Here is a 12,091-nt window from a genome sequence, read left to right as displayed (position 1 = left end):
CGATGAAAGTCTACTGGGTGATGGCCCGAATGATAGAGCGACCGATACCAAAGTCTGTCTTTCCGGACAGCTTTCACGGGCCGATTTGCCGCGGATCAACAAACCGAGGTCGCTTCGCAGCAGCGGCTGGCCGCCCTGGGAGAAGGTTGTCGGAAGGGAATTGAAGGAAGCACGGGATCGCTCCCATGGAGGTTATCCAGGGGAGCGATCGCAGTGAGGTCAGGCGAGTTCGTCGAAGCACTCGGCAAGAATCGCCAAGCCCTTGTCCAACACCTCATCCGGCGCGGTGATCGGCACCAGGATGCGCAACACGTTGCCGTAGGTACCGCAGGAGAGCAGGATCAGGCCCTTCTCGCGTGCCTTGGCGACGATCTGGCCGACCAGCGCAGCGGCCGGCTTATGCACATCGCCACCTTCGAACAGCTCGACGGCGATCATCGCGCCCAGGGCACGCACGTCGCCAATGGACTTGTGCTTGGCCTGGATGGCCTTGAGACCAGTGACCAGATGCTCGCCGACCGCCTTGCAGCGATCCAGCAGGTTCTCTTCCTCGAATACTTCCATCACCGCCAAAGCCGCGGCGCAGGCCAGCGGGTTGCCGGCATAGGTGCCGCCCAGACCGCCGGGTGCGATGGCATCCATGTACTCGGCCTTGCCGCAGACACCGGCCAGCGGGAAACCGCCGGCGATGGACTTGGCAAAGGTGGTCAGGTCAGCCGCGACACCCATCTGCTCCATGGCGAAGAAGGTGCCGGTACGGCCGGCGCCAGTCTGTACCTCGTCGGCGATCAACAGGATGCCGTGCTGGTCGCAGAGCGCGCGCAGGCGCTGCATGAACTCCTTCGGCGCCACGTAGAAGCCACCTTCGCCCTGCACCGGCTCGATGATGATCGCGGCAATGTCACGCGGCTCGGCATCGTTCTTGAAGATACGCTCGATGCTGGCCATGGCGTCGTCGACGCTCACGCCGTGCAATTCACAGGGGTACTGGGCGCGGTAGACGCCACCAGGCATCAGGCCCATGCCAGCGGAATAGGGCACCACCTTGCCGGTCAGGCTCAGGGTCATCATGGTGCGGCCGTGGTAGCCGCCGGTGAAGGCGATCACCCCGGCGCGGCCGGTGGCGGCGCGGGCGATCTTCACGGCGTTCTCTACCGCCTCGGAGCCGGTGGTCACCAGCAGGGTCTTCTTGGCGAAGTTGCCCGGCACGCGCGCGGCGACCTTCTCGCAAACCTCGACGTAGGGCTCGTAGGCGAGGACCTGGAAGCAGGTATGGGTCAGCTTGGTCAGTTGGTCCTGTACCGCCGCCACAATTTTCGGGTGCAGGTGACCGGTGTTGAGCACGGCGATGCCGCCGGCGAAGTCGATGAACTCGCGGCCTTCCACGTCGGTCACGATGGCATTCTCCGCCTTGGCGGCGAAGATCGGGTGGATCTGTCCGACGCCCCGCGGAACAGCAGCTACACGGCGTTGCATCAGGGATTCGTTGGTCTTGCTCATGGGCTCCTCATTGGCCGTTCATCGTGCGGCCGGATTCAAGGATGAAAAATGCGCCCGTCACCGGTCGCGGCAGCATACGATGATCGACTGCCGCGCCCCACGTGCGCTCGGAGTAGCAACAGGGCTTCGGCCGGGTAGGCCGGAACCCTCGTTCACACCCCAGCCGGTCCTCGGCGGGGCGGAAAAGGCCGGAGGGATGACCGGCGGCCTCTTCCCGGCCCTCCTCCTCGCGGAGAAGAGCCATGGGTCCTCAGATGCCACCCAGGCAGAGGTACTTGATCTCCAGGTAGTCTTCGATGCCGTACTTGGAACCCTCGCGGCCCAGGCCGGACGCTTTCACGCCGCCGAACGGCGCCACCTCGGTGGAAATGATCCCGGTGTTAATGCCGACCATGCCGTACTCCAGCGCTTCAGCCACGCGGAATACGCGGGACAGATCGCGGGCATAGAAATAGGAAGCGAGACCGAACTCGGTGTCGTTGGCCATGGCAACCACTTCGGCCTCGTCCTTGAAGCGGAACAGCGGAGCCAGCGGACCAAAGGTCTCTTCCTTGGCCACTGCAGCGGTCTTCGGAACATCGACCAGGATGGTCGGCTCGAAGAAGCTGCCGCCCAAGGCATGGGGCTTGCCGCCCGCGACCAGCTTAGCGCCCTTGTTCAGCGCATCGTCGATGTGCTCCTTCACCTTGGCCACGGCCTTGTCATCGATCAGCGGACCGGTGGTAACGCCCTCTTCCAGGCCATTGCCGATCTTCAGCTTGGCCACCGCCGCCTTGAGCTTCTCGACGAAAACATCGTAGACGCCATCCTGCACATACAGGCGGTTGGCGCAAACGCAGGTTTGGCCGTTGTTGCGGTACTTGGAGATCAGCGCGCCTTCCACGGCGGCGTCCAGGTCGGCGTCGTCGAAGACGATGAAGGGTGCGTTGCCACCCAGCTCCAGGGACACCTTTTTGATGTCATGAGCGCACTCAGCCATCAGCTGGCGGCCGATCTCGGTGGAGCCGGTGAAAGACAGCTTGCGCACGATCGGGTTGCTGGTCAGCTCACCGCCCACTTCACCGGCACTGCCGGTAACAACGCTCAGCACACCTTTCGGAATACCGGCCCGCTCTGCCAACTCCATCATCGCCAGCGCGGAGAACGGCGTCTGGCTGGCCGGCTTGATCACCATGGTGCAACCGGCGGCCAGGGCCGGGCCCGCCTTGCGGGTGATCATCGCCGCCGGGAAGTTCCAGGGGGTGATGGCTGCGGTCACGCCGATCGGCTGCTTGATCACAATGATGCGCTTATCCGGCTGGTGGCCAGGAATGGTATCGCCGTAAACGCGCTTGGCTTCTTCGGCAAACCATTCGATGAAGGAAGCGGCATAGGCGATCTCACCCTTGGCTTCGGCCAACGGCTTGCCTTGCTCGAGGGTCATCAACCGGCCCAGGTCGTCCTGGTTCTCCATCATCAGCTCGAACCAGCGACGCAGCTTATTCGCCCTCTCCTTGGCGGTCAGCGCACGCCAGGCCGGCAACGCCCGCTCGGCGGCCTCGATGGCGCGGCGGGTTTCCGCACGCCCCATCTTGGGCACGGTACCGATGATCTCATTGGTCGCAGGGTTGTTGACCTTGATCGTCTGACCGTTGTCGGCGTCCTGCCAAGTTCCGTCGATATAGGCTTGCTGGCGGAACAGGGAGACATCTTTCAGTTGCATGGGGCGATCTCCTTCACACCGACGCGGTGCGCCGGGCAGTACTTGTTATGGCCGTGCCGGAGCCCGACCAAGCGATTCACGCGCGGAACACCGCGCCGATAAAGACTTGCGGCAGCACTGGAAGCAAGGAGCCCGATCACACTCACCCGTTCCACCCCACTGCCAGGGAAGGCGTTTGAAATCTCAAACGAATCCTAGGGTCGAGCGCGACAAAGGGCAATAGGATGTTCGGAAAAAACAACGAAATATTCAACGATCTGATACTTTGCTGAGCAGTTTCGCTACTAGAGCCATCAGATTGTTCAAGATCGCGAACAAAACAGTACACATTGGACGAGAGCGCCCGAGATGCGTATCATGGCGCCCGCGCTGCATCCGTAGCTCAGCTGGATAGAGTACTGCCCTCCGAAGGCAGGGGTCGTGGGTTCGAATCCCGCCGGGTGCGCCATCTTCCCTAAGTGCTTGTCAGGCATGAAAATACTGACGATCACTGCTCCGGAATCGCTGGTGTGACACTGAGTGGTGCTCGTAGGTGGGGCATCGCAGAGGTGCGAACCCATGCCAGCACAGCCCGCTTATATCACCCGGAACCGTCACGGAACCTTCTACTTCCGTATCGTCGTTCCGCTGCCTTTGCGCAGCGCATTGGGCTTCCAGCGAGAAATTCGGCGCTCCCTCAAAACAGACAGCCAGCGGCTGGCGCTTCGCCGTGCTCGACAGTTCGCCGCCCGCTATGAGGCTGCCTTTGACAAGGTGCTTACTATGGTTGAGCGCGACGATTACCAAATCACAGACGAAGATATCGAAGCCTGGGCGGCTGAGATTGAGGGAGCTGGCAGCTCGGAGCCGTGGGGATCGTGGAGCAGTCCCTCAACGGAGCAGCCCGAGCAGTCGGACTCACCTATTACCGATGCAGAACGCCGCGAAGACGACGAGCAGCAGCGACGGGCATTGATTGCAAAAGTGCTCACCGGAAGCAGCAAGCGGACGATCCCTAACCATCAGCAGGAGCTTGCGGAACAGCTCTTCGACTTCGGTCGAAGCCTGCCCTATCGGCTCTTTGCGAAACTGCTTCCGGAGCGGCTCAAGGCGCTGGCGCTTGAACAAGGGCGAGCAAACACACCACAACCGGTCAACACGGCGCGCCCAGCAGAAACAGCCAGCCCTACGCTGTATGAGCTGTGGAATCTTCACCGGGAGTCTGAGGACAAACGGGGCAAGCCCATCTCCAAAAGTGCCTATGTGGATGAGCGGGGGCACGCTTGTCGATTGAACATTCTCAGCGAGAACAGGCCAGTCAGTGCACTGTCGCTTGAGGATTTCAATCAGCTATACATGCTTGCAAAGGAGGTGAAGCTATCGCGCGGGGTGAAGCTACCAGCGCCTGACTCACCGCCTGAGACTATCCTGGCTGGGCCAGGCGACGAGCGCTTGGGGGCTGCAACCCTTCAGAAGCTCATTCTGCGGCTGGACGTACTACATAAGTTTGCCTACAAGCGTGGATTTACCACAGTAGACCCGGCGAAGACGGACAAGCCGCATATTGAGTACGAAGCCCCCTCATCCGAAGAGAAGGCTTTTACACCCGAAGACCTATCCGCAATTTTCAATGGTTATCTCTATACCGGCATTGATAGCGGCTCGTTCAAGTACGTTTACCCCTATCAGTTTTGGCTACCCCTGCTCGGGCTCTATACGGGTGGACGCCTGAATGAGATTTGCCAGTTAGATACAGAAGACGTTCGTCAAGATCGCCGAACGGGTATCTGGATCATCGACATTGCCGATGACCCGAAGGATAAGCCACTACCGAAGGCGCTCAAGAACAAGTCCAGTAGGCGTCACCTGCCAATTCATGACGAGCTTATCCGCATGGGCTTTCTAGATTTTGTAGAGCAGGCTCGGCGAGAAGACAGGGAAAAGTTGTTCTCTGACGGGCTCGTTTACCACGCTGGGAAAGGCTGGGGCAGCAAAGCAACAACTTTCTTTACCCGGATGCCTAGCGATAGCACGCCGTCTGGCGGGTATTTCTATAGTGTGGGTATCCGCAAGCGCCTGGAGAACGGCAAGACGGATAAAAAGAAGTTCCACACGTTTCGGCATACTTTCGTTGACTTAGTGCGCAACACCAGCGCGGAGGCACTCAACGTGCTCACAGCCTTGACCGGGCATTCCGACCCAGACAGAAATGAGTCGGCCACCTACGGGACAGGTTTTTACATGCAGAACAAGCACCGAATCCTACACAGCGTCGACTTCCCTGTAGACCTCTCTCAAGTCACATATGCTGATTTTGAGCGGCGTTTGGGCCACATAGTTGCCCCATGCGTTAAGGCGCACCGTGCAGAATTCGGCCTGAATCAGTCAGAGCGGCTTCCGGAGTAGGTTTGGCTGTGTGGCTCAAAAGGTACACCTTCTGAGCCCTTCTGATTGGGGCGAACATCGGCCAAAGAATGGGGCTCTCACGATAGATCAGAAGTGTTGATTTTCATTGAGCCACATCTCATAATCTGATCCAGCTTTATGAGCCAATCAGGTGGAACAATGTCAGCAATCCTCGCCTACTCCCGTGTAAGTACCGATGGTCAATCAATCGAAGCCCAGCGGCACGCTATCAGCCAACGCTACAACGTGGCCAAGTGGTTTAGCGATGAAGCCACTAGCGGAGCGACCAAAGCGCTTGACCGAAACGGCTTCAAAGAGCTGCACAAATACGCCCGGGAAGGTGACACCGTTGTAGTTGCTGCCGTTGACCGGCTCGGACGCAATACCATTGACGTGCTTGAAACCGTTGAAGCCCTGAAAGCCAAGGGAGTATCAGTTGTTTCTTTGCGAGAAGGCTTTGACCTTTCCAGCGATGTTGGAAAGATGATGCTGACTATGTTGGCTGCCGTTGCAGAGCTGGAACGGGCCAACATCAAGGCTCGTCAGATGGCAGGAATAAACCGGGCAAAGGATGAAGGGCGCAAGCTGGGGGCGCCTAAAAGAATCAATGATGCAGAAGTAGCCGCCTGGAGAAGAAACAACGCAGCCACTATCAGCGCAACAGCAGCAGAGTTTTCAATCTCAACTGCTGCAGTCAAGCGCGCCTGCCAGAAGTTCCAGCATATGGACGACCAGCAACTCCAGCCAGCAAGCTAGACGCGAAACACAACACACGATAAAATTTTGGCGCTGAAATTTTTGATCAGCGCCATCAACCAAAAACATGCGAGGTAAACCTATCGAAGAGCCGAATTCATACACCGTTACTTAGGAGTAACAAATGCACAACCTAGTAGAAGCTGCCCGCAAGTTCATGCAATCCGACAACGGCAGTTATTCCCGCCTAGCTGACCACCTCAATAACTTCGCCCCTCGCTCCGACGGTTCACGTTGGACAAAAGACGCCGCTTACCACTTCTGCCGAACTCACGGCATCAAATCCAATCGCCCCTGTAAGAATCAGCCTGCTGCCGGATGCGCCCAACGCGCCAGAACTCGGCATAACATCATCAACGCCACGCTTGAAGCCTTGTCCAGACAGGGCCAAACCATTCATGACATCGCCCCGGTACAGCTCAAGAACATCGCGATGCTGTCCCGCGCCCCGCTCTACAACGTGCGCAACAACTGGCACGAACTCTCGAACGAGCTAAACGCCCTGGCCGGCCTCCCGAAAGCGCTCCGCATCATCGAGGACTGACCAGCCATGAGCCGCAAGACCAAGCCAGACATTGAGGCTCAGGCCGTGATACTGCGCGAGGCTGGTTACTCGTGCCCGGCAATAGCAGCCCAGCTCGACCTATCCCTCTCGACCACCAAGCGGATACTCAAGCGACGGGGCGCTGTTGCTGGCGCTGCAACCGAAGCCCTCATTGAGCAAGCCCGGCAGAACATGCTCAATGCCGCCTTTGATTTGGAAACGGTGCAAGGGCAAGCCGCAGCGCTCGCCCTGGAGGACATCGCCCTTGCCCGACTGATCAGGGAAAAAACGGTGGAAACGCTCGAAGCGCTCGACCCCAGCACCAGCACGCCCTATCAGATGATGCGCACGACCGTAGCAGCGGCAACGGCCCTCGACCTTACGCAGAAGGTCAGCCGTCGCGCCCTTCCCCTTGAAAGGCTGGCAGAGGCTACCCACGTTGAGCAGCTTTCCGAGCTACGTATTCGGATCATGACCGACGAGGACGTTCGGGTAATGCGAGAGCAGCAACGCAGGGAGTCAGCAGAACGTATCACCGGCAATCCCCTACTGAATGAGCGAAGCCCCGAGGACGATGAGGTAGTGGAGCTGGTGCACGAGTAGCGAGACACCGAGCCGACACCGGGCCGAACCTGACACCACAGGCCCGGTTGTCAAAACCCTAGAAGAACGAAGATGACTCGACCCCATAGCGCTTTCTGCGGACGACCAGAAATTGAAAATCGGGCAGAGGGACGAGCGACCACAACGAGCACGGGCAATGCAACAGAAGACAGGACATACACTGAGCGAGGAAGAGCGCGAAGCGCTTTTTGATGAACTCGAAGCAACGCTATACCCCGACACCGGCCATTCGCTGCTCATCAAAGAGCACGCGGGCGAGATAGACATCCCGCTCCAAGTCGAGAGCGAGCGGCTCCATAAGACCCCCGAGGAGCTGGATCGTGAGCTAGACGAGATGTGTGATGAACTTCTGGCCAAGTATCGTCGGCCGTCAGCACCCTCACTCCCCGAGCCAGCCGAGAAAGAAGAGAATGAACCAGCTTCTTTGCCAGTGAACACTCCTGAGCCCGAGGGGTGGGCGGCCTTCTCGACCGCCGATCCCTCTGCGAATGAAGAGTACGAACCAAGCTTTTTGCCAGTGAACGCTTCCAAGCCCAAAGATTGGGCAGCCTTTTCCTCCCCCGCTTCAGGCACCAGAAAGCGCTCTCTTGCAAAAAAATCTTCTGGATCAGCGGCTGCCCCATCGGGAGTAGATGCAAAAAACGGCAAGCGACGCACCGCATCCATACGGCTCCCAAACGCCCATAAAGCGGGGCTTCTAGCGAATTTCCAAGGCATGCGCGAGCAGGGTGTAGCAGCTATTAGCGAACTAGACCCAGACCTTGACCATGAGCAGATAGCTCAGATTGAAGCCAAGATCAGTTTCATCGACCAAGTGGCACAGTCATACGCAGGGAAAGGCTCCGGCAAGCTGGCTGACTGGTCGAAGCATGTGCCGGCAGAAATCAAACAGTTCTTCCGGTTGCTCTGGCTGGCCCGTCAACCTGACGCAGTTGCCGTGACCATTCGCCTGGATCACCGCACAGCGACAAAGGCGCTCGCTGCGAAGCGAGGCCCGGCTAACCACCTTGCGGAGATCATCCAACGAACGCTAGCAAAACTGGGGATCAGCACTGACCTTGCCTTCAATCTGGAGTACACCCACGGCGCCAGCACCGAGAACCACCCGCTTCACTTACACGGGATTGTGCGCATCCCGGCTGACCGCATCGAAGAGGTTAGGCTGGCGCTCAGGTCGGCACTTGCCGAGGGATACCGGCAGCGCTTCGGCAATCTTACCGTCCACATCGAGGCAATCAGCAACCCACGGTGGTGGGCTGGGTACTGCACCAAGGAGCACGGAATATCCGCCGACATCCTCAAGAAGGCCCGGGGAAAACAGACTGTTCCGGACTACGCCAGCGAATCGGCGAGAGACGGCGGTAAAACGCTCTACGAGAGCGTAGGAGAGCTTTTCAGTGATTACGGCTAGATGGGTGGCAGCGCTGGCCCTTTTCGCGCTCAGCGCGACCGCAGAGCCCGCTCCGCGCACTGACAGCATCGATCAGGACTACGAAGAATCGCAGATTGACAAAGACGGTCCGGATCAAGACCCGGTGTACGACGAGGGCGACCCGACTTATGACGAAGCGGACGACTACGAACAACAAGAGGAGTGAGGCGGAATGAAAAGAGTCAGCGGTTAGTCGAAGTAACTAACCGCTGACTTAATTACGAGCTTGGACGTTACGCATTATACATAGCCGGAACAAATTTCGGCAGTCTTACACCCCTCCCATAGCCCTGGTAATGTGATCGGACACAACAACCCACGGGGAGTACATCATGCAACATCGCTTAATTAGCTATGAGAGTGCTTGCGAACTAATTGACCACCTCGACGCAGTTGAGATACTTAGCGCCGGCAGCTTTCAAGCCTTCACTAGCTCCAAGGGTGCTCAGCAGAAATTCATCTTGTTAACAGGCACCTCTGAATGCCTCGTTATTGAAAATCCGCTGAAACTAAGGCTAGTTAGTGGCAGCGGCCAAACTAACGCGAAGCAGCATGAGCTTTGAAGCTAGCGATTATCCTTTTTAGATCGGCCAAGTCCTCAAGCGCGGTAGCAATATTTTTGTCACACATAGAGAAAATATAGTCGCCTGGGGTGGCTCGATCGTATCCAGCTATAAATTTTTCTCGCTCAGACTGAGAGATTATGTAGTCCATGACCTCTCCGCCTGCCTCTTTTCGAAAGTTTGGATTGGCCGCCATGGAGTCAGTCAGCGCATTCAGGTAGTCACCCAAGATGTCATGCCGTTTGCAGCCCGTGATATGGGCAATATCTATTGGGGCAAAGTACTTATATATCGTTGTAAGGCGAGCGTTGTGGTCATCTTGGGCATAACCAGCACCCGATAGGCTTAGTGACGAGAAAGCAAGGATGGACAGCAGAGACACCGATTTACGCACAACCAAACTCCTTGGGTGTTGAGCGGGAGGGTTACAGCAGGGCATCCTCGAAACTGGCAGCCGACTGGCATAGCCGAAAGATGAGGAAGAAGTCCCGCCTGCTAATCATAGTATGTAGAATCATGGTATGCATACGCTGACATTGGGCGGATGCCCGTCAAACCTCAGCAATGCGCCCTTGTCACCGTCTACGCCGCCAATGTGCGGCGTAGACGCCTTGAGCTTGGTCTCTCTCAAGAAGAGCTGGCTGAGGCAGCCGGTGTGCATCGTACCTATGTGGGGATGCTGGAACGGGGGGAGAAGAACGTGACGATTTACAATATCGAGCGGATCGCAATGGCTCTGGATGTTGAGCCAGCCCTGCTACTAGTTCGGCTTAGCACCGATCAGTAACGGCCCAAATAGCCACTGGACCTTAACCAAGACAAAAGGCGGAAAAAAATAAGGCCCTCTCGGGCCTTATTTGATTATATCTAGATTCTTTAATCTATACTCCATAGCCTTATTTGACACCTTAAACAAGGAGGCTAGGCGTGCGGTGAATATAGCGGCAGGCATGGCGGAAACTCCATGACGGGCCTTATATTCGTCAATAACTTCTTGACCATGCTCCAGTATCAAGTTTCTAGGCATCAACAATTGAGCGGCAAAACTATTGGCCTCAGACTCTTTAGAATCCCAGTAGGAGAGGCTCCTGCTCATGGTTTTTCGATTATCTTTAAATCCACTCTTTACCTTGTCAGTGTGAAGGCAAAAATGCCCCAACTCATGAGCAAGAGTAAAGCGCCTTCTAGGCTCATAGGAATTCTGTATTGGATTAATAGATACCACAGCTTCGTCGCCATCGTGAAAGCAAATTTGCCCAATGGCATCCTCAAGCTCTAGAGAGATGTCCTCTTCAACTCGAACATTCAAGAACTTCGCCAAATCATCAACATTGATCGGCGCCTTTAACTTGATGCCTGCTTCCTCCTCATACTTAGCGAGGAGCTCAGCAGCTGACTTGAAATTTTGCGCTGTCACTCTCCACCTCCACCATTAAGCTGTGCGGCTAATCCATTTAGTGCACGCTCTTGTGCTTGGGCCTGAGCTAGTGCTCCTTGGCTATCAGCAAGGCGATCGTTAATAAGCTGTTTCACCTTTTCATTAAGCACAGACTTCAGATGTTCAGTTACATCGGGATTCTCAAGCATGGCGTTTGCCAGCTTAATTCCCAGTCCTTCATCGACCTTCACACGCTCCTTAAGTTCATCAATAATTTGATGCTCTTGAGTAGCCTTGGCCGTGGAAAAATGCTGGGTAATCACATAGCCAGCTATAGCCAAGAGAACGGTAATCCCTACAAAAATGATAGTTGTAAAAACTATATAAGTATTCGCAATCGCATAAGCATCGGAGGGTGTTGCAACGCTTACGCTACGAATCCACCCGAGAATCCAAGGGGTAAGCGCACCGCCAGCAAAACCACTGAACACGAACGCTGAAATTTTTGCGATGCGATGAAGAATGCCACCCTGCACGATTGTTTACTCCTAATACCCTTGGAAATTAAAGCAAATGCTTGACTAAATAGGGGCTAGCATTGTGCCATCATCAAGAGCATGCAGTAAACGAGATGCAGACACAGCAATACTGTACGCACATACAGTATTGGTCAAGCAAAAATTCCTTCCTATTGCCGTCCTCCTTTCAGCAACGTAGATTCGGTGAGCCATCAACTGTCCCCATGCACGTGATCCACTCATGCCGGCGTATAGCCGGCGGGCCAGCAAATGAGGCGTCAGCCAGTCCTGGGTTCGAATCCCGCCGGATGCGCCATCTTTTAAGGGGAGCCTCTCCCTACGCAAAGCCCACCACGCGGTGGGCTTTCTCATTTCTGCCATGCCTTTCCGGTCATCATACGTATGTGGGTGCAGGGGCCATCATTCACAGGCAGCCAGAGCAAGCTATCTCGGTTGAATAGCTAGCCATATCGCCCGACTGCGAAACAACATCTCTCGAAGAAACAGGCCGCTTTATACGGCGAGCAAGATCAGAGGCCGTCCATAGGTTGATCGGTGCTCCAAAGGACTCGGACGAGGCCTGAAAGCGTTTGGCCAAGGGCTGTAGAAGTGGCGTGCTCGACGGTGAAGGAGCCGGAGCAGCGAAGAGATCGTTGGAGAAAGCCCAAGATACTGACCAATATCCAATC

General features: G+C 56.5%; 12 protein-coding genes and 1 tRNA gene. 8 read left to right on the top strand and 5 right to left on the bottom strand.

Annotated features, from left to right (window positions below; genetic code table 11):
- Positions 1-219: 219 nt before the first annotated feature.
- Both gabT and gabD read right to left on the bottom strand, forming a co-directional pair.
- A complete protein-coding gene (gene gabT, locus BZL41_RS01315; protein ID WP_095597628.1) occupies positions 220-1,500 on the bottom strand; it encodes a 4-aminobutyrate--2-oxoglutarate transaminase in 1,281 nt (426 codons plus the stop codon).
- Positions 1,501-1,750: 250 nt separating this feature from the next.
- Complete coding sequence (gabD, locus tag BZL41_RS01310; RefSeq protein WP_095597627.1) at positions 1,751-3,202, bottom strand: NADP-dependent succinate-semialdehyde dehydrogenase; 1,452 nt, start codon at positions 3,200-3,202, stop codon at positions 1,751-1,753.
- Between the two features lie 371 nt (positions 3,203-3,573).
- Between gabD and BZL41_RS01305 the strand changes: the two genes are divergently transcribed.
- The 7 genes from BZL41_RS01305 to BZL41_RS01280 all read left to right on the top strand — a co-directional run bounded on the left by BZL41_RS01305 (position 3,574) and on the right by BZL41_RS01280 (position 9,109).
- Positions 3,574-3,650 (top strand) — tRNA-Arg (locus BZL41_RS01305).
- 110 nt (positions 3,651-3,760) lie between these two features.
- Positions 3,761-5,587: a site-specific integrase gene (locus tag BZL41_RS01300; protein WP_095597626.1), complete on the top strand. Its 1,827-nt coding sequence runs from the start codon at positions 3,761-3,763 to the stop codon at positions 5,585-5,587.
- 159 nt (positions 5,588-5,746) lie between these two features.
- Positions 5,747-6,343 (top strand): recombinase family protein, encoded by a 597-nt coding sequence (locus BZL41_RS01295; RefSeq protein ID WP_095597625.1) that lies wholly within the window; start codon positions 5,747-5,749, stop codon positions 6,341-6,343.
- Positions 6,344-6,467: 124 nt separating this feature from the next.
- The gene (locus BZL41_RS27695; protein ID WP_143518005.1) at positions 6,468-6,887 is read left to right on the top strand and encodes a hypothetical protein; all 420 of its coding nucleotides are present in this window, start codon (positions 6,468-6,470) and stop codon (positions 6,885-6,887) included.
- A gap of 6 nt (positions 6,888-6,893) precedes the next feature.
- On the top strand, positions 6,894-7,490 hold the full coding sequence (locus BZL41_RS01290; protein ID WP_095597624.1) for a helix-turn-helix domain-containing protein: 597 nt from the start codon (positions 6,894-6,896) through the stop codon (positions 7,488-7,490).
- Positions 7,491-7,647: 157 nt separating this feature from the next.
- On the top strand, positions 7,648-8,922 hold the full coding sequence (locus BZL41_RS01285; protein ID WP_095597623.1) for a hypothetical protein: 1,275 nt from the start codon (positions 7,648-7,650) through the stop codon (positions 8,920-8,922).
- Positions 8,923-8,926: 4 nt separating this feature from the next.
- Complete coding sequence (locus tag BZL41_RS01280; RefSeq protein WP_095597622.1) at positions 8,927-9,109, top strand: hypothetical protein; 183 nt, start codon at positions 8,927-8,929, stop codon at positions 9,107-9,109.
- A gap of 371 nt (positions 9,110-9,480) precedes the next feature.
- On the opposite strand, the gene BZL41_RS01275 is transcribed toward BZL41_RS01280, so the two are convergent.
- Positions 9,481-9,900 carry a hypothetical protein gene (locus BZL41_RS01275; RefSeq protein ID WP_095597621.1) on the bottom strand — a complete coding sequence of 140 codons (420 nt, stop codon included), beginning with the start codon at positions 9,898-9,900 and terminating at the stop codon, positions 9,481-9,483.
- A gap of 150 nt (positions 9,901-10,050) precedes the next feature.
- Between BZL41_RS01275 and BZL41_RS01270 the strand changes: the two genes are divergently transcribed.
- On the top strand, positions 10,051-10,293 hold the full coding sequence (locus tag BZL41_RS01270; RefSeq protein WP_095597620.1) for a helix-turn-helix domain-containing protein: 243 nt from the start codon (positions 10,051-10,053) through the stop codon (positions 10,291-10,293).
- 66 nt (positions 10,294-10,359) lie between these two features.
- On the opposite strand, the gene BZL41_RS01265 is transcribed toward BZL41_RS01270, so the two are convergent.
- Both BZL41_RS01265 and BZL41_RS27690 read right to left on the bottom strand, forming a co-directional pair.
- Positions 10,360-10,923, bottom strand: coding sequence for an ImmA/IrrE family metallo-endopeptidase (locus BZL41_RS01265; protein WP_095597619.1), 564 nt, complete (start codon positions 10,921-10,923; stop codon positions 10,360-10,362).
- The gene (locus tag BZL41_RS27690) at positions 10,920-11,420 is read right to left on the bottom strand and encodes a hypothetical protein (RefSeq protein ID WP_143518004.1); all 501 of its coding nucleotides are present in this window, start codon (positions 11,418-11,420) and stop codon (positions 10,920-10,922) included. Before BZL41_RS27690 ends, BZL41_RS01265 begins: the two co-directional genes overlap by 4 nt.
- Between the last annotated feature and the right edge of the window lie 671 nt (positions 11,421-12,091).

This window comes from Pseudomonas sp. PIC25 (assembly GCF_002286785.1).
GTDB lineage: Bacteria > Pseudomonadota > Gammaproteobacteria > Pseudomonadales > Pseudomonadaceae > Pseudomonas_M.
Note: the sequence above shows the minus strand (reverse complement) of the source record. Positions and strands in the feature narration are given on the sequence as shown.

What these genes read in the sequence shown, in the direction of transcription:
- gabT (WP_095597628.1), bottom strand. Translation starts at nt 1,500, where the DNA reads ATGAGCAAGACCAACGAATCCCTGATGCAACGCCGTGTAGCTGCTGTT.
- gabD (WP_095597627.1), bottom strand. Translation starts at nt 3,202, where the DNA reads ATGCAACTGAAAGATGTCTCCCTGTTCCGCCAGCAAGCCTATATCGAC.
- BZL41_RS01300 (WP_095597626.1), top strand. Translation starts at nt 3,761, where the DNA reads ATGCCAGCACAGCCCGCTTATATCACCCGGAACCGTCACGGAACCTTC.
- BZL41_RS01295 (WP_095597625.1), top strand. Translation starts at nt 5,747, where the DNA reads ATGTCAGCAATCCTCGCCTACTCCCGTGTAAGTACCGATGGTCAATCA.
- BZL41_RS27695 (WP_143518005.1), top strand. Translation starts at nt 6,468, where the DNA reads ATGCACAACCTAGTAGAAGCTGCCCGCAAGTTCATGCAATCCGACAAC.
- BZL41_RS01290 (WP_095597624.1), top strand. Translation starts at nt 6,894, where the DNA reads ATGAGCCGCAAGACCAAGCCAGACATTGAGGCTCAGGCCGTGATACTG.
- BZL41_RS01285 (WP_095597623.1), top strand. Translation starts at nt 7,648, where the DNA reads ATGCAACAGAAGACAGGACATACACTGAGCGAGGAAGAGCGCGAAGCG.
- BZL41_RS01270 (WP_095597620.1), top strand. Translation starts at nt 10,051, where the DNA reads ATGCCCGTCAAACCTCAGCAATGCGCCCTTGTCACCGTCTACGCCGCC.